At 43.3% G+C, this 23,133-nt stretch carries 24 protein-coding genes, 1 tRNA gene and 2 pseudogenes; 13 read left to right on the forward strand and 14 right to left on the reverse strand.

Features of this window, described 5'->3' with window-relative positions; translation table 11 throughout:
• Nucleotides 1-2: 2 nt before the first annotated feature.
• On the reverse strand, nucleotides 3-1,004 hold the full coding sequence (locus tag JCM10519_RS23600) for a hypothetical protein (RefSeq protein ID WP_347845293.1): 1,002 nt from the start codon (nucleotides 1,002-1,004) through the stop codon (nucleotides 3-5).
• Between the two features lie 310 nt (nucleotides 1,005-1,314).
• On the opposite strand from JCM10519_RS23600, the gene JCM10519_RS23605 reads away from it, so the two are divergent.
• A complete protein-coding gene (locus tag JCM10519_RS23605; protein ID WP_054742311.1) occupies nucleotides 1,315-2,172 on the forward strand; it encodes a helix-turn-helix domain-containing protein in 858 nt (285 codons plus the stop codon).
• Between the two features lie 104 nt (nucleotides 2,173-2,276).
• Here JCM10519_RS23605 and JCM10519_RS33460 read toward each other — a convergent pair whose 3' ends face one another.
• The 7 genes from JCM10519_RS33460 to JCM10519_RS23630 are packed head-to-tail and all read right to left on the reverse strand — an operon-like array spanning nucleotide 2,277 to nucleotide 6,707.
• Nucleotides 2,277-2,582 carry a glycoside hydrolase family 88 protein gene (locus tag JCM10519_RS33460; RefSeq protein WP_347845309.1) on the reverse strand — a complete coding sequence of 102 codons (306 nt, stop codon included), beginning with the start codon at nucleotides 2,580-2,582 and terminating at the stop codon, nucleotides 2,277-2,279.
• Entirely contained in the window at nucleotides 2,504-3,379 is an 876-nt protein-coding gene (locus JCM10519_RS23610; RefSeq protein ID WP_347845294.1) for a glycoside hydrolase family 88 protein, read from the reverse strand. The genes JCM10519_RS33460 and JCM10519_RS23610 overlap by 79 nt, the downstream gene beginning before the upstream one ends.
• A gap of 48 nt (nucleotides 3,380-3,427) precedes the next feature.
• On the reverse strand, nucleotides 3,428-4,240 hold the full coding sequence (locus JCM10519_RS23615) for a helix-turn-helix domain-containing protein (protein WP_054742313.1): 813 nt from the start codon (nucleotides 4,238-4,240) through the stop codon (nucleotides 3,428-3,430).
• Nucleotides 4,188-4,493 carry a hypothetical protein gene (locus JCM10519_RS33465; protein WP_347845295.1) on the reverse strand — a complete coding sequence of 102 codons (306 nt, stop codon included), beginning with the start codon at nucleotides 4,491-4,493 and terminating at the stop codon, nucleotides 4,188-4,190. Before JCM10519_RS33465 ends, JCM10519_RS23615 begins: the two co-directional genes overlap by 53 nt.
• Nucleotides 4,447-4,944 carry a response regulator gene (locus tag JCM10519_RS23620; protein WP_054742315.1) on the reverse strand — a complete coding sequence of 166 codons (498 nt, stop codon included), beginning with the start codon at nucleotides 4,942-4,944 and terminating at the stop codon, nucleotides 4,447-4,449. The genes JCM10519_RS33465 and JCM10519_RS23620 overlap by 47 nt, the downstream gene beginning before the upstream one ends.
• A gap of 1 nt (nucleotide 4,945) precedes the next feature.
• Entirely contained in the window at nucleotides 4,946-6,118 is a 1,173-nt protein-coding gene (locus JCM10519_RS23625) for a sensor histidine kinase (RefSeq protein ID WP_347845296.1), read from the reverse strand.
• Nucleotides 6,102-6,707: a hypothetical protein gene (locus JCM10519_RS23630; protein WP_054742317.1), complete on the reverse strand. Its 606-nt coding sequence runs from the start codon at nucleotides 6,705-6,707 to the stop codon at nucleotides 6,102-6,104. Before JCM10519_RS23630 ends, JCM10519_RS23625 begins: the two co-directional genes overlap by 17 nt.
• A gap of 187 nt (nucleotides 6,708-6,894) precedes the next feature.
• Here JCM10519_RS23630 and JCM10519_RS33470 point away from each other — a divergent pair, with 187 nt between their 5' ends.
• From JCM10519_RS33470 to JCM10519_RS23670, 9 genes and pseudogenes are all read left to right on the forward strand, one after another.
• Nucleotides 6,895-7,143, forward strand: coding sequence for a hypothetical protein (locus tag JCM10519_RS33470; RefSeq protein ID WP_347845297.1), 249 nt, complete (start codon nucleotides 6,895-6,897; stop codon nucleotides 7,141-7,143).
• Complete coding sequence (locus JCM10519_RS23635; RefSeq protein ID WP_347845298.1) at nucleotides 7,136-8,242, forward strand: ABC transporter substrate-binding protein; 1,107 nt, start codon at nucleotides 7,136-7,138, stop codon at nucleotides 8,240-8,242. The genes JCM10519_RS33470 and JCM10519_RS23635 overlap by 8 nt, the downstream gene beginning before the upstream one ends.
• A gap of 41 nt (nucleotides 8,243-8,283) precedes the next feature.
• Nucleotides 8,284-9,198: pseudogene (locus JCM10519_RS23640) on the forward strand (sugar ABC transporter permease).
• A 6-nt stretch (nucleotides 9,199-9,204) separates the two neighbouring features.
• Nucleotides 9,205-10,060 (forward strand): annotated as a pseudogene (locus tag JCM10519_RS23645) (carbohydrate ABC transporter permease).
• Between the two features lie 178 nt (nucleotides 10,061-10,238).
• Nucleotides 10,239-11,165 carry a hypothetical protein gene (locus JCM10519_RS23650; protein ID WP_054742323.1) on the forward strand — a complete coding sequence of 309 codons (927 nt, stop codon included), beginning with the start codon at nucleotides 10,239-10,241 and terminating at the stop codon, nucleotides 11,163-11,165.
• Nucleotides 11,138-12,703 carry a hemoblobin-interacting domain-containing protein gene (locus tag JCM10519_RS23655; RefSeq protein WP_347845299.1) on the forward strand — a complete coding sequence of 522 codons (1,566 nt, stop codon included), beginning with the start codon at nucleotides 11,138-11,140 and terminating at the stop codon, nucleotides 12,701-12,703. Before JCM10519_RS23650 ends, JCM10519_RS23655 begins: the two co-directional genes overlap by 28 nt.
• A 40-nt stretch (nucleotides 12,704-12,743) precedes the next feature.
• Complete coding sequence (locus tag JCM10519_RS23660) at nucleotides 12,744-14,366, forward strand: hemoblobin-interacting domain-containing protein (protein ID WP_054742330.1); 1,623 nt, start codon at nucleotides 12,744-12,746, stop codon at nucleotides 14,364-14,366.
• A 548-nt stretch (nucleotides 14,367-14,914) separates the two neighbouring features.
• Nucleotides 14,915-16,501: a S8 family peptidase gene (locus JCM10519_RS23665; protein ID WP_347845300.1), complete on the forward strand. Its 1,587-nt coding sequence runs from the start codon at nucleotides 14,915-14,917 to the stop codon at nucleotides 16,499-16,501.
• Between the two features lie 185 nt (nucleotides 16,502-16,686).
• Nucleotides 16,687-16,980 (forward strand): phage holin family protein, encoded by a 294-nt coding sequence (locus JCM10519_RS23670; protein ID WP_347845301.1) that lies wholly within the window; start codon nucleotides 16,687-16,689, stop codon nucleotides 16,978-16,980.
• A gap of 516 nt (nucleotides 16,981-17,496) precedes the next feature.
• Here the strand turns inward: JCM10519_RS23670 and JCM10519_RS33475 are convergent.
• From JCM10519_RS33475 to JCM10519_RS23685, 5 genes are all read right to left on the reverse strand, one after another.
• Nucleotides 17,497-17,856 carry a S8 family serine peptidase gene (locus JCM10519_RS33475; RefSeq protein ID WP_347845302.1) on the reverse strand — a complete coding sequence of 120 codons (360 nt, stop codon included), beginning with the start codon at nucleotides 17,854-17,856 and terminating at the stop codon, nucleotides 17,497-17,499.
• Complete coding sequence (locus JCM10519_RS33480) at nucleotides 17,786-18,373, reverse strand: hypothetical protein (protein ID WP_347845303.1); 588 nt, start codon at nucleotides 18,371-18,373, stop codon at nucleotides 17,786-17,788. Before JCM10519_RS33480 ends, JCM10519_RS33475 begins: the two co-directional genes overlap by 71 nt.
• Nucleotides 18,374-18,404: 31 nt before the next feature.
• Nucleotides 18,405-18,599: a S8 family serine peptidase gene (locus tag JCM10519_RS33485; protein WP_347845304.1), complete on the reverse strand. Its 195-nt coding sequence runs from the start codon at nucleotides 18,597-18,599 to the stop codon at nucleotides 18,405-18,407.
• Nucleotides 18,600-18,765: 166 nt separating this feature from the next.
• Nucleotides 18,766-19,035: a hypothetical protein gene (locus tag JCM10519_RS33490; protein WP_347845305.1), complete on the reverse strand. Its 270-nt coding sequence runs from the start codon at nucleotides 19,033-19,035 to the stop codon at nucleotides 18,766-18,768.
• A 271-nt stretch (nucleotides 19,036-19,306) separates the two neighbouring features.
• Entirely contained in the window at nucleotides 19,307-19,825 is a 519-nt protein-coding gene (locus tag JCM10519_RS23685; protein ID WP_054742338.1) for a 2'-5' RNA ligase family protein, read from the reverse strand.
• 243 nt (nucleotides 19,826-20,068) lie between these two features.
• On the opposite strand from JCM10519_RS23685, the gene JCM10519_RS33495 reads away from it, so the two are divergent.
• Both JCM10519_RS33495 and JCM10519_RS33500 read left to right on the forward strand, forming a co-directional pair.
• Nucleotides 20,069-20,371, forward strand: a complete 303-nt coding sequence (locus JCM10519_RS33495; protein ID WP_347845306.1) for an NUDIX hydrolase N-terminal domain-containing protein — start codon at nucleotides 20,069-20,071, stop codon at nucleotides 20,369-20,371.
• Entirely contained in the window at nucleotides 20,368-20,685 is a 318-nt protein-coding gene (locus tag JCM10519_RS33500) for a hypothetical protein (protein ID WP_347845307.1), read from the forward strand. Before JCM10519_RS33495 ends, JCM10519_RS33500 begins: the two co-directional genes overlap by 4 nt.
• A 194-nt stretch (nucleotides 20,686-20,879) precedes the next feature.
• Here JCM10519_RS33500 and JCM10519_RS23695 read toward each other — a convergent pair whose 3' ends face one another.
• Nucleotides 20,880-21,677, reverse strand: coding sequence for an aminoglycoside 6-adenylyltransferase (locus JCM10519_RS23695; protein ID WP_347845308.1), 798 nt, complete (start codon nucleotides 21,675-21,677; stop codon nucleotides 20,880-20,882).
• Between the two features lie 548 nt (nucleotides 21,678-22,225).
• Between JCM10519_RS23695 and JCM10519_RS23700 the strand changes: the two genes are divergently transcribed.
• A tRNA-Leu gene (locus JCM10519_RS23700) sits at nucleotides 22,226-22,305 on the forward strand.
• Nucleotides 22,306-23,133 lie beyond the last annotated feature (828 nt).

The raw sequence follows: 23,133 nt of genomic DNA on the forward strand, positions 1-23,133 counted from the left end.
GTTCAATGTCCTCTTCTCCCCCTGCAAGGCGGTGGCTCTTGGCCAAACGGTTTTTTTAAATCCTCTTTTCTCCAGGCAACAGCAGTGAGTCCGAATTTCCAGCTCTTTACGGTTTCCGGATCCCTTAAGTAATTGCTTCCCGGCATGAATTCTGCAAGGTGGCGGTCACCGGCAGCAGCGATCAGGCCATAGCGGCGGAAGAGATCAAATTTCACTCTGTGAGCGCACTCAAAGCTGTTATTTGCCCAGTTCTTATCCGGCTCATTGTAGCCCTCCTCATAGTGGGCGTCAATATAATCACGGTAAACAGGGAATAAGTCGATTCCCTTGTAGGAGGCCTGGTCAAACCAGGTAAAATGATTGATTCCCAGAACGTTTACATTGATGTCCCGGCGGTCAATGTTTTCAAAGCCAAAGGTTTCTTCACAGATTCCCTTTAAAACCTTCTGGGTACCGAACACTTCATGGCAGCAGCCGAAAGCCTTGATCTGGGGAAATACGTGGTAAAGAGTCTTTACGCACAGGGACATTGGATTTGTGTAGTTGATGATCCAGGCATTTGGCGAATATTCTTTTACTGCCTCTGCAATGGTTACAAACATGGGGATGGTACGGAGAGCACGGACCATTCCTCCAGGGCCTGCGGTATCACCAACGGACTGGTAGATGCCAAGCCTTTCAGGAAGATGGACGTCAGAATCCATCTCATCAAAGGTTCCCGGGAGAATGGAGATGACTGCAAAGTCACATCCGGTCAGAGCTTCCTTTAAGGAGGCTGCTGTGACGTAATTCCATTTTCCGGTAGTATCCTTTCTGTTTGTCAGCTTGTTGCCGATTGTTTCATTATTTTTTGCGGCTGACTCATCGATGTCATATAAACGGATGGTTCCGCTTAAAGAGTCGTCCATGGAAAGATCCGTCATAAAGGTCCAGGCCCAGCCTCTGGAGCCGCCGCCGATATAGGCGATATTAATATCGCTTACTTTATTGTCTGCATATTTCATAAGGGTTTCCTCCTGTTAAAAGAATTCGTTTCATAATAGGTTTCTTACAAAGTGGTATTTCATTTTACTATTGGGCTGAAAAGCAGCCCTTTTTTTCTTCACTTGCGTTGCAAGTTCAGATAAGCTATATTATGAAAACAAAAGATGTTTTCATAATCGGATGGACGGGGCAAAGTACGCCCCTTTTATCCTCACTTGCGTTGCAAGTTCGGATAAACTATATTATAATGGATTATAGTATTATAAATCTTATATAATTGGGACCTTTTTTAATAAAATCATACTTTTGGCTACTATTTCGGAGGCTGGAATGGAAAAAACCATATTTTCGGAGAGCATGGAGGGACTCACCATTGATGAGGTGGTCCGGGACCAGGAATATTCCATGACCATGAAGCATTTTCATGATACCTATGAGCTTTATTTTCTTCTGGAAGGAGAACGTTACTATTTCATAGAAAAAGAGACCTATTATGTGAAAACAGGGGATGTAGTTTTGGTAAACCGGGAACAGGTACATAAGACAAGCCAGGCGGGAAGCAAGAGGCATGACAGGATTCTTCTCCAGCTAAGCGGGAGGGTTTTGGAACCATGGCTTAAGCTGGCAGGGGTATCTTCCCTTGAGAAGCTGTTCGGAGATTATTATGGAGTGGCCAGGCTGTCCCAGGGAGAATGGGAAGAAATGAAAGAACTCTTGCTTGGAATCTCCGAGGAACTGATCCACAGGAGAGAACGGTATGAGACAATGGTAAGGCTTAAGCTTTCCCAGATTTTAGTAATGGTCTACCGAAACAGGAAGAAAACCTTACTTAAGGAGATGCCACCGACAGTACAGACTGCAAAGCATGGAAAGGTGCATGAGGTGGCGGAATATTTAACACTTCACTGCGAGACAGGAGAGAGCTTAGAAGAGCTGGCAGAGGCTTTTTTTATCAGCAAATCCTATTTAAGCAGAATCTTCCGGGAGGTGACCGGATTTTCCGTAAATGAATACCGGAACTTAGCAAGAGTGAGAAAAGCCAAAGAGCTTCTGGCAAACAGCGGGTATTCCATTACGGAAATATCGGAAATTCTTGGATTTGAAAGTATTACCTATTTTGAACGGGTATTTAAAAAGCATACGGATGTGACGCCTTTAAAATACAGAAAGGCTGGGGGAGGGGCCTAGTGACATAAGAGGCAGCAGATAGGGGGTATGAGGCATAAAAGGAAGGAACATGGCAAGAGTACAGCCATGTTCCTTTTTTCCTTTCCAGCAGTATTGCCGGAAGGTTATTCCTTATCCAGGGCCTCGTACAAAGCGGTCAGGGTAAGGGCCTGCCCATAAGCCATGGGCATGAGTGCAATGTTCTTATAATGGCTGGAATCCATGCCGATTCCGGTTCCGGCCGATACGTTTAACACCGTTCCATCTTCAGAAATATTGGCGCAAATGGCTTCAATGGCCCGGTCAGCAGAAGCCTTGTAGGAATCGTCAAGGATTCCTGCCTTTACACCCCTTAAAAGCCCGGCGGCAATGGCTGCAGAGCCTGAGACTTCACCGTAGCTGGAATCGTCGGTGAGAACGGTGTTCCACAGTCCTGAGGTCGACTGAAGGCGTAAAAGGCAAAAGCCTGGGATTTGAAGGTGTCGGTCAGAAAAGCCTTCACTCCTTTGTCTAAGCCTTCCCCGCAGGTATCTAAGTATTCCATGATCCCGTAGGTAAACCAGGAGTTTCCTCTGCACCAGAAGATGCCCCCGAAATTATCCATGCGCTCAAAGCTGAAGCCGTGATGGAAGAGGCCGGTCTGTTTGTCAAAGAGATATTTGATATGGACCAGGAACTGATGAAGGGCTTCGTCTTTCCAAAGGGCGTTCCCGGATATGTATCCCATTCGATTTAAGAAAAGCACGGACATGAATAAAGTGTCCACCCAGATCTGTCCATCATTTAAACTTACGCCATCCCGGTTTCCGATGGCACTGGTCACATGCTGGAATCCGTTGTCAGGGGTCTTTGGCAGGTCATTGATGAGCCAGTCCGCCCTCTGAGCGCACAGGTTGTAAAATTCCTCCGGATTGCCAAGGCTTTCGTATAAAAAGGACAGGGGAAGAAATGGAGCGGTGGTATTGATGTTTTTGGAAGGAAGTCCCTTCTTTAGATGGCCTCTGTACCACTTTTCAAAGAATGGGAGATACCGGCCGTCTCCGTAAAATTCCTGGAGCTTGTATAAGCCATACAGTCCGACTCCCTGGGGCCAGTCCCATTCCTCTATGCCGAAATCTCTTTGGATGAGTCCTTTTTTTGTGTCAGTGCTGCTGACGTTTTTGTCCTTGTCATAGTCATATCCTCCAAGATTCATCAGTTTATCCACAACCAAATGGATTTTTTTCAAGCAGCTGCTCATTTGTCATCATTGTTCTTTCTCCTTTTCCGTGTTTGATTAAAGTTTGTTTTTCAGCTTTTCTATATATTCGGTCGGCGGAAAGCCGGTATACCGCTTAAATACCTGACTGAAGTATTGGGGATTGCTGCCGAATCCTACCTGGCGGGCAATGTGCTTTATGTTATCGCTGTGGTAATAAGTCATCAGCCGGATTGCTTCCTCCATCCGCTCTTTATTTAAGTAGTCGGAAAAATGCATCCCCTCTTCCTTTACGAACTGCTTGCTTAAGTAGCCTACGCTTACGAAAAGATAATTCTCAGCCAGCCACTTTAAAGAAAGATTTTCAGAATATAAATGTTCCCTGATGTAGGCTTTTAAAAGGGCGATGTTGGAGCTTGCCTTATGAGCTCCGCATACGGTGTCTTTCCGGACCAGCACCACACGAAGAAGCTCCCGGATTCCGGACACAGTATCACAGGAGTAGAGACGCCGGAAAAAGTCACAGGCAGCGTCCACAGGAAGCTTTTCCCGTTCCGGCCCTGTCTGAAGGAATAAACCTAATGCAAGGTTTCTTGCAGTGGATAAGGGGATGGAGTCCATAAAAACAGAATCAAGGAGTTCCCCGGCCTGTATGGTATCCACGGCAGAGGTTATGGAGTCCTCAAGCCGGCTGATCATCCAGGGGGAAGCAATGTGGTTTCTGATTTCATGGGCATCTTCGCCCTCGCCGATGAGAAGGATCCGTTCAAAGCGGGAAACCTTCTGAATGATTTCCTGAAAAAGCTTTTCGGCTGAATCCCTGTGAAGGAATTTCGCCTCAAAGGTGACGGACTGGCCGGGATACCGGAGACTGGTTATGGCACTTTCCATCCGTTCCTGGATTGCCAGGGTAAAGGCCGGGAATATAAGGATGGCAGTGTTTTTTTACATAAAGTATGGAAAACTGCAGGGGGACCTTGGAATCCTCTAAAAGCTTTCTGACGTCACAAATAAAGCTTTTTAAATAGCTTTCCTCCACAAAGGAACAGATGCAGGCATAAATGCAGTTCTTTGGAAGGGATAAAAGGCCCTGGTATTTACGGAATACGGCTGAAAAGGAATCCTGGTGCTCCAGTGCTTCCATAATAAAGCTCTGTTCCAGGGGAAAATGCAGGCCTATTAAAAAAATCCTGCTGCTGCATCTTCCTGCTTTCTTCTTCCTCATGGCGTTCCTTTCTTATAGAGACCAGAGATTCGACCAGCTCATTTTTATCTGTTGGTTTTAAAAGATAATACCGGACCCCGTATTTCATGGCCTGTTTGGCATATTCAAAATCATTGTAGCCGGAAAGAAGGATAAAGGTGATATGGGAATCTGATTTTATGGAACGTTCAATTAAGTCCAGGCCGTTTAGGATGGGCATCCGGATGTCCGTAATCACCACATCTGGATAATCGTCACAGATGATATCGTAGGCCTCCATCCCATTTTTCGCAGTGGCGATGAGCTTATAGCCGATGGACTCATAGTCGATCATTTGGGAAAGAGCCTCTCTTATAATCTGTTCATCATCTACAATCATCAGTCTCAGCATCTCAAATCTCTCCTTCCTTAGGAATGGACAGCATTACCACTGCCATTTCTTTTTCATTATAAAATTTCAGGCCATAATGTTCTCCATAAAGCAGCTTTAGCCGGGAATGAATGTTGGTCAGGCCTACACCGGAGCCTTGTGGCTTGATCTCCTTGTGCCGGATCTTTTCTAAAAGATCCGGTTCAAACCGGGAGCCGGTGTTGGATACCCGGATCTCATAGTCTTTCTCCATTTCCTCAATGACGACCCGTATCATGCACATCTCATCAGTATCCTCCATGGCGTGCTTTAAGGCATTTTCAACCAGGGGCTGAATACAGAGCTTGGGAATGAAAATATGGGAAATGTTTTCCGGTATCTTAAGCTCAAAGTGAAGCCTGTCCTTAAAACGTATTTCCTGAATGCGGATGTAATTATCCAGCACCTCCAGTTCATCTTCAAGAGGTATGATGTCTTTTTGTCCGGCAATGGAGGCCCGGAACAGGTTCCCAAGGGAACGTACCATAACAGAGATGTCTTCGGCCCCGTATTTCTGCGCCATCCAGTTGATGGTATCCAGAGTATTATATAAAAAGTGTGGATTGATCTGCTGCTGGAGCATCTTAATGGTGGAGTCCCTAAGAAGAAGCTGCTTGTCATAATTTTCATCCCGCAGGACCTTGACGCTGTGGGTCATTTCATCAAAGCTTCGGTGAAGCTGTCCGATTTCATCCTGGCGGTTTTCATAGTCATAGCATTCTACATTACAGGCAGGGGATTCCCCGCTTCCGAACTTCTGGATCTTTTCAATCAGATAATCCAGGTGGTGGAATATATGGCGGAAAATCAGGTTCACATAAGTTGCAGTTATGAAAATAATAAAGACAGTAAATACAAGGATCTGAAGGTTCATAAGCTGAATCCTGTAAAACAGGGGATCGTAATCCCTGAAATAGATATAGTTCCAGTTCACATAGGGAACATGGCCGATAATGATAAATTCCTTTTTATTGTCCAGTGTGGAAATGCGGTAGGTGTTCTCCTGCTGTTTGTTGCCTGCAATGATTTCCGCGCAGTATGCATCGTGAAAGGCAGCTGCGGGGTAAATCCTCTTTTCTCCTGACATCAGGATGAAATTGGAGTTTTCCACAAGGATGCCGGCACTTCTTAAGCCGTCCTCAATCATTCGTTCCATGTCCACCGTAATGTAGAGCCCGGCCAGCTTTTTTTAAGTTTAAATATTTAAGCTTTAATATCTGCCTGGCGCATACTGTATCGTCTCCCGGTTCCATGGCAGGAGCCCAGACTGCTTTTCCCTTTAGGATGCTGGTTATTTCGTTGAGCTCCTTTTGATTGAATTTAAGGATCTCGTCAGAACTTCCCATACAGATATTGGTTCCGTCAGCCAGGATAATGTTAATGGACTTTATATATTTGCTGCGGTAAACATAGGAGTAAAGCTGCTGGTAAATATCCCGGCGCGCCAGGGACCGGCGGTTGTTGTAAGGATTATCAGCTAAAAACACCAGATTATCCTGAAGAATGGGGTCCCCGATCATGCTGTATGATATGCTTTGGATCAACTGCATTTCCGATTCCAGATAAGTGGTTACATGATTTAAGGAATTGGCATTGGTGCGGTACAGCTCCTCATTATAGCGTAAGGTGAGAATCCTGATGCTTATAAGGAAGGTAATACAAAGCGCCAGCAGGGCCAGCAAGAAAATGGTCAGTATTTTTTTGTATAAGGACAGGTTGTTAAACCATACAGTACATCGTTTCATAATCACATATCCTTTCCCGAGTAATCGTATTATATAGTAAAAAAAAGTAAAAAAAGAAATTGTAAAACCGCTTAATATTACATAAAGCTGTTTTTTTAATCATAAAAAGCCGAATTTTAACTTTACCGTTGTGCATATTTGCCATAAAATATGGATAACACAAATAATTTAAAGGGAGGTTTTACAAGTGAGAAAGAGATTATTAGCAACATCACTTGCTGCATTGCTTGCAGCGACATCTTTGACCGCCTGTGGTTCCAAGACAGAAAACGTGGATACAGCAACGACTGAGGCAGCAGCAGGGGCGTCAACCACAAAGACAGATGACGGAACACAGACAGCATCAGGGGATAAGGTGACCTTAAACATTTGCTGGTGGGGCAATCAGACCAGAAATGACGTAACAAAAAAAAGCTGCGGATTTATACATGAGTAAAAATCCAAATGTGGAGATCAAGGTTGAGTTTACCGACTGGGGCGGTTACTGGGACAAGCTTTCTGCTATGGCAGCCGGCGGCAATTTACCGGATATCATCCAGATGGACTATTCCTACTTAAACCAGTACCAGAAGAGCGGACAGCTGGCTGATTTGTCCGAATTTATGTCCTCAGGCGTCATTGATACTTCAAAGATTCCGGCAAGCATCATTGAGAGCGGTTCAATCGATGGAAAATGCTATGCTTTAAGCCTTGGAAGCAATGCTCCTTTAATGGTTTATGATAAGGCCATTGTAGAAAAAGCCGGAGTGACCATTCCTGAGCAGATGACCTTTGATGAATTATATGATATTTCCAAAACCATTTACGAGAAAACAGGTGTTAAGACCGTTTATGACGGCTGGATCAACATGCTGCAGATGACGGCAAGAACCAATGGTTCCCATATCTTTGATGAGTTGATTGAGGGCAAAGAAGATTCTACGATGATACATTTCGCCAATGTGGAGAAATTCCAGAAAGCAGAATTTTCCATTGCACCAGATATTCTGGTTGAAAAGAACCCGGATAACATTGAAACAAAGCCGATTGTAGATGAAACCACATGGAATGACTTCCCATATTCCAATCAGTTTATCAGTCTTTCAAACGCAGCCGGAAGAGAGTTAGAAGTAACGATGAACCCGATTCTGACAAACGGTACACAGAATATGTATTTAAAGCCAAGCCAGTTCTTCTCCATTGCTGAAACTTCGGGGAACAAAGAGGAAGCTGCAAAATTCATTGACTGGTTCACCAACAGCGTGGAATGTAATGAAATCCTTATGGCAGAAAGAGGAATCCCGATTAATACTGAGGTAGCGGATGCGATTAAACCAAAGGTAGATGCTGTTGCGCAGAAGGTATTTGACTATGTTGCAAAGGTTTCAGAGATTGCGGTTCCCATCGATGCTCCAGATCCGGCCGGCAAGGGAGAGGTGGAGGCATTGACCAAGAGTGTGGTAGAAGCAATCCGCTATGGTGATACAACCGCTGAGGAAGCGGCAGCCAGTTTTGTGCCTGAAGCGAAAAAGATTTTGGAAGAAGCAGCGAAATAGTGACAGAAAAGTCTGGAGGGAATAAGATGAAGAACAATCAAATGATCCCCAAAAGAAAAAAATCATTTTCTCAGGTAATGAACACACCGAAGGTTGCAGGATATGTATTTATCCTGCCCTTCATCATAGGCTTTCTTGCCTTTCTGGCCGTTCCGATGATTTTTTCTTTAGGGTTTTCGTTTACCAGATACAATATTTTAAAATCACCGGTTTTTATAGGCCTGGAAAATTACAAAACCATGTTTACAGCGGATCAAAATTTTGGAAGGTATTTGGCGTGACCATGTACTATGTTCTGTTTTCGGTTCCCCTCCGGCTTCTCATGGCTTTACTTGTAGCCATGCTGCTTGTAAAAAGCACCAGATTGTCCGGTTTTTACAGGGCTGTTTATTATCTTCCTTCTATCATTGGCTCCAGCGTGGCTGTTGCCATTCTCTGGAAGCGGATGTTTGCCAGTGACGGTGTAATTAATGCAATTTTAAAGATCTTTGGACTGCCCTCTGACATTGCATGGCTGGGAAGAGCGGATACTGCGATCTGGACCCTGATTATTCTTGCTGTCTGGCAGTTCGGTTCTTCCATGCTCATATTTTTATCCGGTTTAAAGCAGATTCCCATAAGTCTTTATGAGGCGGCTACCGTAGATGGCGCAAACAGTATTCAGCGTTTTTTTTAAGATCACGATTCCAATGCTGACGCCGACGATATTCTTTAACCTCATTAACCAGCTGATCAACGGCTTTATGGCATTTACCCAAAGCTATATTATTACCCAGGGAAAACCCAAGGATACCACACTGTTTTATACAGTATATATGTACCAGAATTCCTTTACGTATAATAAGCTGGGCTACGGCTGTGCAATGGCATGGTTCATGGTGTTCGTTGTTGGGCTTTTGACCTTTATACTTTTCAAGACACAGAAGAAATGGGTATATTATGAATCAGAAGGGTGATAAGATATGAAAACAGGATATAAAGAAAGAAGAATAGCCACCACAGTGGTTTATCATATGTTCACCTTTTTGCTGGCATGTGTTATGATATATCCCCTTGTGTGGATGGTGATGAGTTCCTTTAAGAATTCCAATGAAATATTCCGGACTGCTGCCAAACTGCTGCCTGATAAATTTTCCTTTGAAAACTATCGCATAGGCTGGCAGGGGTTTGCCGGCTACCGCTTTGGTACATTTTTTTAAAAATTCCTTTATCATTGCAGGCCTTTCCACTGTTGGGGCGGTCGTTTCTTCCGCCATTGTAGGCTATGGATTTGCCCGTATTGATTTCAAGTTTAAAAATTTCTGGTTCGCATGTATGCTGCTTGCATGATGCTTCCGTTCCAGATCATTATGATTCCCCAGTATATCATTTTTAACAAAATGGGATGGGTGGGAAGCTATCTTCCCATCATTGTACCTCAGTTTTTTTGGCCAGGGCTTTTTCATTTTCTTAAATGTACAGTTTATAAAGGGAATCCCCATTGATTTAGATGAGGCTGCCAGAATGGATGGATGCACCATATACACCATATTCATAAGGATCATCCTTCCTCTCGTTAAGCCGTCTCTGGTGACCAGTGCCATTTTCTCCTTTATGTGGAGATGGGATGATTTCATGACGGCTCTCCTTTTCTTAAGCGACCCTCTGAAATATCCGGTCAGCTATGCGCTTAAAATGTTTTCCGACCCAACAGCCGGTTCTGACTGGGGCGCAATGTTTGCAATGGCAACCTTTTCCCTGGTTCCTATTTTTATAATTTTCTTAACCATGCAGAAATATCTGGTGGAAGGAATTGCTTCCACAGGAATTAAAGGTTAAAATTGATTTTCAGGCAGGAAAGCCCCTAAGCGTTTTCCTGCTTTTTTTAATGGTGATAAATTATCACTGGATATCAGTTGAAGATTTTTCTCGTTTAGCCGCTTGCCCAATGATTGGGAATATTTTATAATTCATTGGTTAGTCAAAACTAACCTCGATTATATGCAAGGAGGAATCTATGAGAAATAGAAATAAGGTTAAATTACTGGCGGCTCTGACTGCCATGAACCTGGTATTTACAATCCAGCCGTCTGCGGGGGAGTGGAGGCAAAATGAAGACCAGTGGCGCTATATTCTGGAAGATGGCCGGGAACAGAGGAATTCGTGGCTGAAAGCAGATGACGGCAAATGGTATCATTTTGATGAGAACGGAATCATGAGAACGGGTTGGTACCAGGACGCGGACCAGAAGTGGTATTATCTGGCGTCAGACGGTTCCATGGCTTCCGGCTGGAAGGAGATCAATGGGAAGTGGTATTATCTTGACAAACAGTCAGGAGAAGCTCTGGTAAATGGTTTCACGCCTGATGGATACTATGTGAACGCCAGCGGGGCCTGGAACGGAAAGTCATCCCGGAATTCCTACGATGACAGAAGCTCTGACGGCAAAACCTCCTGGAATAACAATACAGAGGAGAACGGAAACAATCAAACGGGGGGAGGAAACAATCAACCAGGAGGAGAAGACAGCGGAAATGGGAATTCGGGAAATAATGGAGCAGAGGGCGGTGAAAATCCCTGGAAAAATAAAAGTCCTGTTATCCTGGAACAAACCGGGATCGTATCTGTTCAGGGGCTTCCCTATGCCGTAATATCCTTCTCCGATCAGGCAGAGGGACTGGAGAAGTTCCGTTATTCCATAGCAGGAAAGGATGCCACATCGTCCGTTACCCCTGTGACGGCTTCCGGCAGAACGGTGAAAATACCTTTGCCGGATGAAAATACCCATACACTGGCCATAACCTCCGGGAAATGGACCGTATCCGTTGTTGCGCTGAGAGAACCGGGAAAGAGTACCGTGGCGGAGAAAGAGCTCATTGAGACGAATCTTTTCCTTCCATCGGATATTCCTATGTTGTGCTTACAAAGGCAACCATTCCCTTGACCCAGTATGTAAAATTTATCCGGCAGGGTGATTCCCTCTTCATAAAACCCACGGCAACCACAGTAGATACCGTGTCAACCCAAGGTCTGGAGGAGGTGCAGAGCCAAAGCACGGAAAAGGAAGACAGCTATATCCTGATAGAAGAAGATAACCGGACCGCGGCCGGTCTTAAGAGCTTTGCTTCGGATGCAGTCGCAAGTGCTACTGCTGCACCTCCTGCCAGCCTGGAGGGAAAGGAAGAGACGGCCGCAATTGCTGTATTGTTTGATCTGGCAGCTAATAATATCATTGCAGATCATCTGGGAATTAAAACTTCGTCTGTAGAGGCCTTTCTGTCCAAATGGGACCCCTCGGAGAAATTAACTGCGTTAAATGGGGATTTGACCCTGAGTACAGAGGCGAAAGACCTTAAAACCAGAGATTGGAAGAAAGCCGGGGAACTGCCCAGGTATGTGAAGTATTTAACTGACAAAGGCGGCTACGGAACAAAAGTAGAGCTTTTAACAGGAAAAACAGACAATACCAATCCGCCTGAGCTGACCATTGCTCCATCATTGAAAGGAAAAAGCGCAGTCATACAGCTCAGTGAGGAAAATGAATCGTGGTACCGTTCCATTACTGAAATTGAGATTCCTTACAGTGGAACCAAAACCCATTACTATCAGGAAAATAACACCTTGTCCGAAGATGGGAAAGCAATGACCCTGGGAGTAGAGGCGATCAGCGGCCCCATGAATTACACCGGGACTTATGAAGTTACGATTCATTCCTTTGGGTTCGACGATGTGAAAGGCACTCTTTCTGTGGTAGAACAGGCTCCAAGCTTTACGCCCACATGGGATGACAGCAACAGCCGGTTAAAATTAAAAGCAGAGTTTGCTTACTATGCAGATAGAGTAAAAGCAGTCACCGTTAATGGAAACCGGCTGGAATCCGGCAGTTTTTCACATGATATCAATAATCTTTATATTTCCTACCGCTATCTGGTAAACGGGAAAAATACCTTTGAAATCCAGGCAGACGGATATGTAAATACCAGCTTTGAGATCGAGTCTCCGGCAGCGTTTGTCACGCCTAAGAAAGCACCATCTGTTAAGGTGAAAGAAGTTATAGACGGCTCTTCCTCCATGGTATTTGATATCGGCTCCTGCCAGGAAGAAAGCGAAGAGATGGAATGGTTCCAGGCTTTGGAGGCCGGCCATCTTAAGCTGTCATATTCATCATATGGAAGCGTATCAGATCTTTCTATTACAAAAGAAGGAAGCAGCTTTACGGTTACTTCGAAAAAGACCGCAATGTCTTCCTACAACAATTATACCATGCAGATCAATGTACCGGGGTATGACATAGTAACGATAACCTTTACTCCTGTAAAAGCGCCGCCTGCTGTAACGCAGCAATGGAACTTGGAAAATTACAGCCTGAATCTTACCAGTTCTTCTGGTGCGGCTTACTTAAGTTCCTATGTGACAAAGGTGATTTTAAATGGAACGGAGTTAAAAAAAGGGAGACAGCGCCGATTATACGGTTTCCTATGACCAAGGGATTGAACTTTTTGCCCATAACTTTATTGCAGGAATGCCATATAAAATCCAACTTTATGCCTCCTCCTATGCTTTAAACGTATTGGAAGGAGCAGCTCCTGCAGATCTGGCAGCTCCTTTGGAAGCCCCCGCACTGAAGGCGGAACCAGTTCCAAAGGGAAGCGAGGTAAGAGTACAGGTATCAGGAGAAGCAGGCAAATGGCTGGAAAAGATCCGTTCAGTAACTGTGGCAAGCTCCTCAGGCTCTTCCGGAAGCGCGGCTAATTATACGAAGACCGCAAATGAACTAATTTTAAATTCCGCTAATTTTTCCTATACCGGAACTTATATGATCACGGTAAAAGCCGATGGCTACGGGACGGTTCAGGCGGAAGTGAAGATCCTGAATACAGCTGCGGTTATGGGAACGGTAAATTATGACGAGGGGCGCCTGGAACTGTCAGCCGGCGATTCCTATTTTTATGACAAGATAACTGTATCCTTAAATGGAACCGAACTGGCGAAAGGCACAGGATATACGGCAAGCGGAAGCAAAATGATTTATATTCCCGCTGTGTTGCTTACGGAGGAAGAAAACCGTCTGGTTTTGTATAATGAGGCATATCAAAAGGTGGAAATGAGCTTTGGCCGGTATATTGCCGCTAAAATGGCACCAAATCTGGAAATAGAAACAGGAAGTTCCTTAGATAAAGATAATGCGATTGTTCTGAATGTAACGGATGAAGACCAGGAGTGGTGGAATTCTCTGGACCAGTCCCACATAAGTGTAAAGCGTTCTTCCTCCGGTCAGACGATTACAGGATTTACCAGAAACTCTGCACATCAACTGACGATTAAGTTAAAGGATTCATTGTCATATTCCTATAGCTATACCGTAACAATTTCAGTACCGGGATACCGTTCCTGCAGCCTCATCTTCAGTCCATACCAGAAATCACCGGAAATAGAAGAAGAGTGGCTGGAAAATGGGGATCTGCAGCTTTCCACTGATACATTCGGCTATTTCTACAGCTCCTACAACACGGTTTATCTGGATGGCGAGAAGCTGGTCCGTGATACGGATTATAGTTTGAGTACGTATAGTTCGCCCTACAGCCTGACTATTTTAGCAAAGAAATTTACTTCAGGGGAACATTCGGTAAGGATACTCCATACAGGATATTCCAATTATGCGCCGTATGAAATCACTGTAACAGTTCCGGAAATTCCTGATCATATGGATATGGAAGCAATGGAATTAATCCTGGAAAAACCAGTTGCAGAAGCAGCAGAGAATCATGGGATAGAAGAAGGAAATAATCCTTCAGAAGAAAATGCGGAAAAAGAAAATATGACAGAGGAAAATGCGGAAAAAGAAAGCATGACAAAGGAAAATCCGGAAGAAGAAAACATGACAGAGGAAAACCCGGAAAAAGAAAACCCGGAAAGGGAAAACCCGGCAGAGGAAAGTCTGGAAGAGAGGGATCCGGAGAAAAGAGATCCAGAAGAAAGAGATCCGGAAGAAAGTTTGACAGAAGAAGCCCTGGAAGAGAAAACGGAGCCGAATGGTGACCGGGATCAAAATAGAGAGGAGGAATTCGAGGAAATTTTGACGGGAGGAGAAGACTACGGATCCTCGGAAGATGGCCAAAAGGAATCCGGTGGTTTAATAGAATAATCAGGTTTTATATATAGAAAAATGGAGGAAGCCGGCAGGAGGGGGGATCCTGCCGGCTAAGTATGAAAAAAATGTATATAAAAGGTCTCTCTGGCCTGTTTACAGGTATTAATATACGGTGGAAATGTGTTAAGAGTTTGATGGAAATGTGAAGAAAGTGTGAAAGAATAAAAAAATGGAGCACCGCAGGATTGGGGAAATACGGCACTCCTAAGAAGAGTTATATAAATTATAGCGCAAGTAATCGATTAAGTAAAGAGAAATAAGTAACTTTTTATAGATTATATGTTAATTTTTTTGTGAATATATCATAATTCACAATATAAAATATAAATACCCAGGTTAATTCTCTATTGCCATTTTATTCCCCGCATTGTGGCAGATTCTTCTGCTCATATTGGAAGCTCTTCTGCATAAAATATATCATATGCTTCATTTGAAACAGGCAGGAGGCCGCAAAATGGAAAAAAATACTGGATAATCGGTATTATGATCTGATCATAAGTAATGCCATGGTTCCAACCTATAATACTGGCGATAATATTACTATGCTGAATGAAATGAATTCCCTGCTGCATATAACAAAGGATCAGATGGATGCCTGTGATCTTGGTACAAATCCCTATCATACCTTTCCGGCTTTATATACCCTGGAATCATCAGTCAGCATTGAGAAATCCGGTGTTGGAGCGGTTCAGAGAACGCCTGGCCTTGGTCTGATTGGGCGAGGGGTAATCATCGGTATTGTGGATACCGGTATTGATTACCGCCATCCGGCATTTAAGTATAATGACAGAACAACCAGAATTCTATCCATATGGGATCAGACCCAGGTGGGAAGTACACCTCCAAGGGGATTCACCTTTGGAGCTGAATATACCAGAGAGCTGATTAATTTTGCATTGATATCTGAAAATCCTTATGCAATAGTTCCCACGGTTGATACTGTACGTCACGGAACCGCTATTGCAAGCATCATTGCCGGACGGCCTAATGATGCTTATAATTTCAGCGGTGTTGTTCCTGATGCGGATCTTTTAGTTGTAAAGCTAAAAACGGCAAAAGAAAACTTGAAAAATCTGTTCTTTGTCCCGGAAAATGCTTTGTGTTATCAGGAATCCGACATCATCCTTGGAATCCGGTATCTGGTTACTACCGCCCAAAGGCTGAACCGGCCTTTAGTCATATGCATTGCCCTTGGAAGCAGTCAGGGAGGGCACGACGGAAGGGGAGCCTCCAGCATCTATCTGGATTATTTGGTGCAGCAGCCTAAAATCGGAGTGACTGTTGCTGCCGGAAATGAAGGAGACAGCAGAAGGCACTATTTTAACAGTACGAAGTCGGCGCCTTATGTAAACGGATTCCGGTTAAACGTAGGAACCAATGATAAGGGACTTTCTATGGAAATATGGCCGTACATACCTTCCCGGCTTTTTATTGAGATTACCGCTCCCACCTGGGAGTCATCACAGATCATTTACCCGACCTTTGGAGAGTGCAGCAAAATTGATTTTCAATCCGTAGGAACCACTGTCTGGGTGAATAATATTATTTTTGAGGAGGAAACCGGAGATCAGCTGATCCTGGTGCGCTTTCAAAATATAGCCAGCGGAACCTGGTATTTTAGAGTTGGCAGCACTGAGAATGAAGCTTTTTCATTTCATGCCTGGCTGCCTTCTGGAAATCTAATATCAAATGAGACTTTTTTCCTGGATTCCAATCCGGATACGACCATAACCGCCCAGGGAGATGCCATACATCCTCTGACTGTTACGGCTTATAATTCTATGGATGAAAATATTCTTGATGAATCAAGCAGAGGATTTACCAGAATGGGACTGGTAAAACCTGATGTTGGGGCTCCCGGCTACCAACTTCCTTGTGCGCTTCCTGACTTTCAATATGGAACCGCTACCGGTACCGGAGCTGCGGCTGCCCATGCGGCGGGGATCGCGGCCATGGTAATGGAATGGTCTTACAATAAAGGAAACTATACGGCTGTTACCGGATATCAGGTCAATCGCCTGATGATACGCGGAGCAAAGCGGGATCCAACCTATACTTATCCCAACAATGTATGGGGGTACGGGCGGCTGGATGCGGAAAATATATTCAGGCAGCTGACAACAATTTAAGATCAGGACCTTCAGACTGGGCGGGGGATTTTCTCAGGCAGTCTGAAGGTCCTTTCTGTGATGGCTGGACATGTATCCGGTGGGAGAACAGGAACGTTTGAGGAAAAGAAAGCATCAATTAAATTAGGTGATTATCACCGGGCTAAAGGGGTCAGGCTGAATTTCTGAATGGGGAAAGGATTATTATGGAAGAAATTATAAAATATGTGAAACCAGAACTGGTTGTAGTAGCGGTGGTCCTTTACCTGCTGGGACAGTGGATCAAGCAAAGCCAGACGATTAAAGATAAATATATCCCGATGATTAACGGAGCAGTAGGCATTGTTTTATGCGGTGTTTACGTAATGTCCATGTGTGAGGTTCACACCATCCAGCAGATCGCTATGGCAGCATTTACAGCAATCACCCAGGGAATTCTGGCTGCGGGGCTGAGCACGTACGTTAATCAGCTGATTAAGCAATCTGGTAAAACAGAATAAGGAATGCCGCTTGTGACAGGGGGCTGGGATTTTCCTGGGCCCTTATCATATGACGCATAGATCAAAAATGGCGGGTTTTTGAAAAACGGCCCGCCTATTTCCTTTTTTTTCAGTTCTTTTCTGATCCTGGGTTCTATTCCTCTGCGTTCCATTTCGGCCATGATGTTCTCGAATTCACCGGGAGGAGCAGAAGGGGGGATTACCTCCCTGCTGGCAGCCTCTAACCGGTTGAATTCTTTCTCCAAGCTTTTTTTCGTATTTCTTATTCCAGTGTCTCATAGTATCACCTCCCAGAAAATTATATAACAGTTGTAAAGCTACTTTTATGTAATGTTCTGGATATATGGAAGAAGTTGGTTTTAGAGACAATTATAGCTTCCATTCCATTAAATACTGGTAAGCTGCCTGAATAAATCAGTCACATTCACCTGGCCGTATCCCCATATGTTATTGGGATAGGTGTATGAGCTGGCCCGTGTGGCTCCTCTCATCATCAGCCGGCTTACATCAAGCCATTTATCGTCGTATAATGTTCCCTGACAATGGCCCACTCAAAACCATGGCAATGATGCCGGCTGCATGGGCAGCAGCAGCACCTGTCCCTGTTACAGAACCGTATCCACCTCCGGGAACCGCACAAGTAAGCTGGTAACCGGGAGCAGCAATATCCGGTTTAACAAGGCCGATTCTTGTATAGCCCCTGCTTGATTCTCCAAGAATTGAATTATTAATCTGGTTATATGCAGTAACAGTCAGCTGGCGCCTGCCGTTTCCAGGTGCTGTGATGGTGGTATCCGGAGAGGAATTAAGAAAAAAAGGTCTGGTCGGATATGAGATTGTCTGCAGGAAGCCAGGCATGAAAGGACAAAGGTTCATTATCAACACTCCTTATCCGTATACGCCAGATTCCGGGAGTGGTGTTCTGAAAGCGCACCAGGATCATCTGGTCTCCGGTTTCCTCCTCAAACATATAATTGTTGACATAAAGTGTAGTAGGGGAGAATACAAAGTTGAATGTTCTGCAATCGCCGATCGCAGGATAAACCTGCTGGGTGGATTCCCTGTTTGGAGAGGAAATGTCAATAGAAAGCCGAGCAAGAGAATATGACCAGATTTCCAGGCCAAACATTTTATCATTTTCCCCTATTCTCAATTCGAAATCATTGTAATAAGGCTCTAATAGGGTGGAATTAAAATAATGTCTTTGGCTGTTTCCCTCGTTACCGGCAGAGACGGATATGCCGATACCGGGCTGCAGTGACAGGTCATTTAGGTATCCGCTTAAAGCGCCCCTCCCATCATGGCCTCCCTGGCTGCTGCCAACGGCAAAGCAGGTGACCACAGGACGGTTAAATCTTTCCTGAATGGTAAGAGAATATCGGAAGCCAAGCATAAGATCAGATTCCTGAAAGCATAAAGCATCATCAGGAATAAAATAAAATTTTTTTTAGATTCTGCTTTGCTTCTTTCAGCTTTACAATCACCAGATCAGATTGAGGGACTACTCCGCTAAAGGTTTCCAGTATATTGGGAGTACCGGCGATAACGCTTGCAATGGCCGTTCCATGTCCGTTGGTGTCTGTTGTTGGCACAATGGATAAGGGGTCTTCAGAATTCAATGCAGTATTGATTGTTTCCCGGCTGTATTCCGTACCAAAAGTAAACGTATCAGGTGGAGTTCCCTCCTGCTGAGTCTGGTCCCATATGGTGAGGATACGGGTCGAACCATGCTGTTGCGGAAAGCAGGATGCTGGTAATCAATCCCTGTGTCAATGACTACAACAATTACGCCTGTCCGAACAGGGCTAAGGCAGGATTTCGCTGCACCTCCCCAACACCGGTCTGTTCAAGACTGACCGTAGAAGTGAGGGTAAATATATCCGGAAAGGTGTGATAGGGATAATTTACCAAATCACAAGTGTTTATGTCGGCAGTCGGAATATGCAGCAAGGAATGCCGGTTATTTAAATAGGTAATGCTATCATCGCTGGGAGCTGAAACCACTGGATTGGTAATGATTAAATCATAATAATTGTTATCCAAAATTTTTTTCACAGTTAAATCTCCTTGCTGTTACTGACAGCAGCAATCATGCAATAAGCAAAATGAGAGAGGCTGTCTAAAATTGGGATGTCCGGACAGTGATGCCGGGCTGATATGCATGTTAAATGATATGGCAGCAGACGAAAAAATATGAGAGATGGATTGGCAGATCTTCTGCAAAAGGAAAAAAACACCGGGAAGACTTGTATTTACAAGAAATCTAAGTTTTTTTACCAGGTCGGGAACAAAAGAAGAGGAATATGGAAGCCTGCCTTTTGAAGGCTTATTCCCGCAGCTTATGTTCGCTTATTATAATTGATTTCTCCAACGTTCCTATCATTTCTACGGAAATTGTGTTTATCACGGCCCTAAATGTCTCATTGCACTTAGAAACATCGAGATAAGCCCTTTCCAGCTTTTCTGTGGTATCCAGCTTTCCAAGAGTTAAATGGGGGCAATAAGGCTGTCCTTTGTTATACTCCTTCAATACATCGGAATATAGCTTTTCATGAATTTCAAGAATATGTTCCTTTCCTTCTATAATATTTAAAAATAAATAATTCCCCAATTCATCAAGCTGCTTCGAAACTCCATGGAGAGTAATTTCAAAGGGTCTGATATTCATAAGCTTTTCATTTAAATACCTGTTTAAGCTATCATTACTAATGTCGCTTTGGAACGGAAAAACTAAAGTGATATGCGGTTTAACAAGAGCGGATAATGGATCGTATTGATCCCTATAGAAATGAATCACATCCATGTTATGAAACTCTGGAAATATCATGATTGTCCTTGTATCCATATTGACGCCCCTTTCTAGATCCTCATTGCATGCTTCCTTTTATTCTGCCGCAGGTATGGTATGCTTGGGTTAATCATCGGCTGATCGCTGAAAAAGTTAATAGGGCCGGTAATAACAGCCATTTTTGCGGTTTTTCCGATTGCTTTACCGGCCATGGCCGCGGAGCGCCTGAAAAATAATCTTGATAGTTATGAGTATGTAAGATAATATATTATTTATGAAGGACTGGGAAAGGAATGCATTATGGAAGATAAAAAGTGGCTTGAATGGGTGGTTGAATTGCAGGCAATCGCACAGGCCGGGCTGTATTATACGAAGGATTGCTTTGACCTGGAACGGTATGAGCGGATCCGGGAGATTTCGGCTGAAATAATCAGCAGGCAATCAGAAATGCCTGTTAAAAAAGTCAAAGATTTATTTTGCTGTGAAACAGGATATCAGACTCCCAAGATAGATTCCAGAGCCGCTATTTTTAAGGACAACAGGATTCTCCTGGTAAAAGAAGCCGATGGAAAATGGTCATTGCCAGGAGGCTGGTCGATGTGAATTTATCGGTAAAAGAAAATATTATAAAAGAAGTCATGGAAGAAGCCGGCCTTAAAGTCAAGATCGAAAAAGTCATTGCCGTGCAGGACAGAGAAAAACATAATCTTCCTGTCTATGCCTATAAGGTTTGCAAAATTTTTATACAGTGCTCCGTTCTTGGCGGTTCATTTAAAGCAAATAATGAGACTACAGACAGCGGGTATTTTTTATTGGAAGAATTGCCGCCTCTTGCTGCGGAGAAGAACAATGCAGAACAGATAAAAATGTGTTTTCAGGCTTTTTCGGAACAAGACTGGAAAACAATCCTGGATTAGGTATCCGGCAGGTAGCTGCACTGAAATTATTAGGCTGCTGACCATAATATCAGGTCAGCAGCCTTTTCCATCCCAAATCAATTTCTTTCTTTTCCCGTTGCTTTCGCTCTGACAATTCTTATAATCCTCAATGTGCAGCATTTTTCACATTAGAGATATATTCAACCATGTTTTCATCGTCCTGCTTGCAGTAGCTATAACCCAAATGGCAGGAAATTTTTTTGTGCAAGAAAACGAAACAGATCACAGGCTGCAAAAACAGCATTCCAGAGATTTTCAGGATTGCCGTCAGAGTAGGTCTTCAAGTATTTTTCATATAGCTCCTGAGGCAGGTATTTTTTATAATATTTCCCCCACATTCCGGTTGAAACCGAAAAATCATGGTTCATGGCGATGTACCACTCTACCATTTTATCCAGCTGAACGTGTATGATCTCCGTGTACATTCTCATTGCATATGGAATCTGATCTCTTTTAATACCCTTTGCAACGTTGTTTAAACACCACCAAAATTCATTGCAGCATCCGTCATACATCTGTTTTGTGGGAGTTTTAATCCAGTAGCCGGTATCGCTTGACTGAGGTGTCTGGGGCAAGATATGATTTTTATCCAGAAAAGGCACTGTAAGGCTGTCGGAAAGATAATGCTCAATGGCCGTTTCTTCAGTCATAATGCGCAGATCAAGCCTATTTCCGTCTTTAAATAAAATGAGCCAGCCATATGATTTGGTAATGTCACAGCTGCTGCCCCAGCCGAAATCATTGGAATCCGGTTCCTGCATGACGGCAATCTCTCCAAAAACATTTACCCATGATTTATCCGATAAAAATGATAGTGTTTCCGTGACGACAAAAACAATGTCATAATCCTGATAAATATCTTTTTCAATAAGAGGATTTGCACGGGAACCATTCATGTATGCCGCTCTGATGCGTTCATCTGCTTGTGCAACTTTCAAGATCAAATCAAACATTTCCTTTTCACTGCGCATGGTAAGTTACCTCGTAAGATATAAATAATATGAATCTTTTGTATGGTTATTCTACCACGGTGCATTATGGAAGTAAATAAATGGCCTGATGAAAGAACTGCCGGATGAAGATGTTAACTGCGTTTCAAATTACCCAGTGTTACATCATGTGGTCATTGACTTTGGTTTGCACAGGTTTATCTGCCATAATTTGCAGACGGTTTTTTAATTATAATTTATCCGTCCAAAAGAAGGAGGATTTGTATAAGTCAATCTTTGAGTAAAAAGAATTTGATCAAATATGATATTATTAAAGGCGCTGGGATAATTGGTGAGGGATAGGAAGGAGACTTATTATAGAAGATATACGTTTAAAATGTTTGTGTTGATTGTTTTAAGTGAGCCTGGAATAGTGAGTCTGTGGCGGTAGATCTTATGAGAGTGGAGCCTGACCAAGAAAATTTTATGGAATCTCTTTCCATGAGCTTTTGTTTTATATTTGTCTTGGAAAAATGCCTCCTTTTTCTTGACAATTTTACAGTCAAATGGTATCATCTATGTTGTTGTCAGCGGGTATGGCGGAATTGGCAGACGCGCCAGATTTAGGTTCTGGTGGGAGACCGTGCAGGTTCAAGTCCTGTTACCCGCATGATTCATACTTTGATGAAAATACCGGAGTTCCTTGTAAATACAGGGAGATCCGGTATTTTATTTTTATCGGTAATACTTCTAATCCCTTGCCGTGTTACATTTTCAAGAATCATGATTATGAATTTAAATAATATTAATCGCAATGAACTCAAATTTATCCTCAATGTAACTTTAATATCAGCCGGAGAAAACTTTTTGACATATGCGGCTATAGACCGATATACCTGGCAGTCTTTGACGAGTATAATGCGGTCTTCCATCTTTCAAGCTTGCCCGTGGAGTGAGTAGCATCAGTCCCGGCATCAAAAGTTAGGCCAATGCGATAGATGTTTAACAGATATTCAAAGAACTTATATTGATTTAAAGTTATGGCTGAGGAATGAGCATGAAGAATTAGACTTCATAGTCTTTCATAGCTTGGCAAACTATAAAAAAAACGATTAATATAAGGAAGATTCTCAGGAACACAAACAAATGGCGCAGGTATAATGCTGAAAATGATTTATTTAATGGACGATATTAAATACGCAAAGATGAATATACAGGTATTTAAACTCTGTAATTATAGAAGAAAAAAACATTGATATGTACCATATTGTATTATATTTCGACCTTGCAATATAATGTTTAAAATATTAATTTGAAAAATTTCAAATTAAATGTTGACTTTTGTCAAATGCTTTGGTATGATATAACTCGCCGCTGAGAACGGCGGTAAATTTCTTCTAAAACACATCGATGAACGATGAAAAAAAGTTTTGAAGAAAATTCAAAAAAAGATTGACAGAAACAACCAGTTATGATATCCTATAAAAGTTGCTGCTAA

This window comes from Clostridium sp. NkU-1, from assembly GCA_001312405.1.

Bases quoted from the DNA above. Each gene is read 5' to 3' on its own strand.
- JCM10519_RS23600 (WP_347845293.1), bottom strand. From the start codon at position 1,004: ATGAAATATGCAGACAATAAAGTAAGCGATATTAATATCGCCTATATC.
- JCM10519_RS23605 (WP_054742311.1), top strand. From the start codon at position 1,315: ATGGAAAAAACCATATTTTCGGAGAGCATGGAGGGACTCACCATTGAT.
- JCM10519_RS23615 (WP_054742313.1), bottom strand. From the start codon at position 4,240: ATGGAAAGTGCCATAACCAGTCTCCGGTATCCCGGCCAGTCCGTCACC.
- JCM10519_RS33465 (WP_347845295.1), bottom strand. From the start codon at position 4,493: ATGGAAGCACTGGAGCACCAGGATTCCTTTTCAGCCGTATTCCGTAAA.
- JCM10519_RS23620 (WP_054742315.1), bottom strand. From the start codon at position 4,944: ATGCTGAGACTGATGATTGTAGATGATGAACAGATTATAAGAGAGGCT.
- JCM10519_RS23625 (WP_347845296.1), bottom strand. From the start codon at position 6,118: ATGGAACGAATGATTGAGGACGGCTTAAGAAGTGCCGGCATCCTTGTG.
- JCM10519_RS23630 (WP_054742317.1), bottom strand. From the start codon at position 6,707: ATGAAACGATGTACTGTATGGTTTAACAACCTGTCCTTATACAAAAAA.
- JCM10519_RS23635 (WP_347845298.1), top strand. From the start codon at position 7,136: ATGAGTAAAAATCCAAATGTGGAGATCAAGGTTGAGTTTACCGACTGG.
- JCM10519_RS23650 (WP_054742323.1), top strand. From the start codon at position 10,239: ATGAGAAATAGAAATAAGGTTAAATTACTGGCGGCTCTGACTGCCATG.
- JCM10519_RS23660 (WP_054742330.1), top strand. From the start codon at position 12,744: ATGCCATATAAAATCCAACTTTATGCCTCCTCCTATGCTTTAAACGTA.
- JCM10519_RS23665 (WP_347845300.1), top strand. From the start codon at position 14,915: ATGCTGAATGAAATGAATTCCCTGCTGCATATAACAAAGGATCAGATG.
- JCM10519_RS23670 (WP_347845301.1), top strand. From the start codon at position 16,687: ATGGAAGAAATTATAAAATATGTGAAACCAGAACTGGTTGTAGTAGCG.
- JCM10519_RS33475 (WP_347845302.1), bottom strand. From the start codon at position 17,856: ATGAACCTTTGTCCTTTCATGCCTGGCTTCCTGCAGACAATCTCATAT.
- JCM10519_RS33480 (WP_347845303.1), bottom strand. From the start codon at position 18,373: ATGCTTGGCTTCCGATATTCTCTTACCATTCAGGAAAGATTTAACCGT.
- JCM10519_RS23685 (WP_054742338.1), bottom strand. From the start codon at position 19,825: ATGGATACAAGGACAATCATGATATTTCCAGAGTTTCATAACATGGAT.
- JCM10519_RS33495 (WP_347845306.1), top strand. From the start codon at position 20,069: ATGGAAGATAAAAAGTGGCTTGAATGGGTGGTTGAATTGCAGGCAATC.
- JCM10519_RS23695 (WP_347845308.1), bottom strand. From the start codon at position 21,677: ATGCGCAGTGAAAAGGAAATGTTTGATTTGATCTTGAAAGTTGCACAA.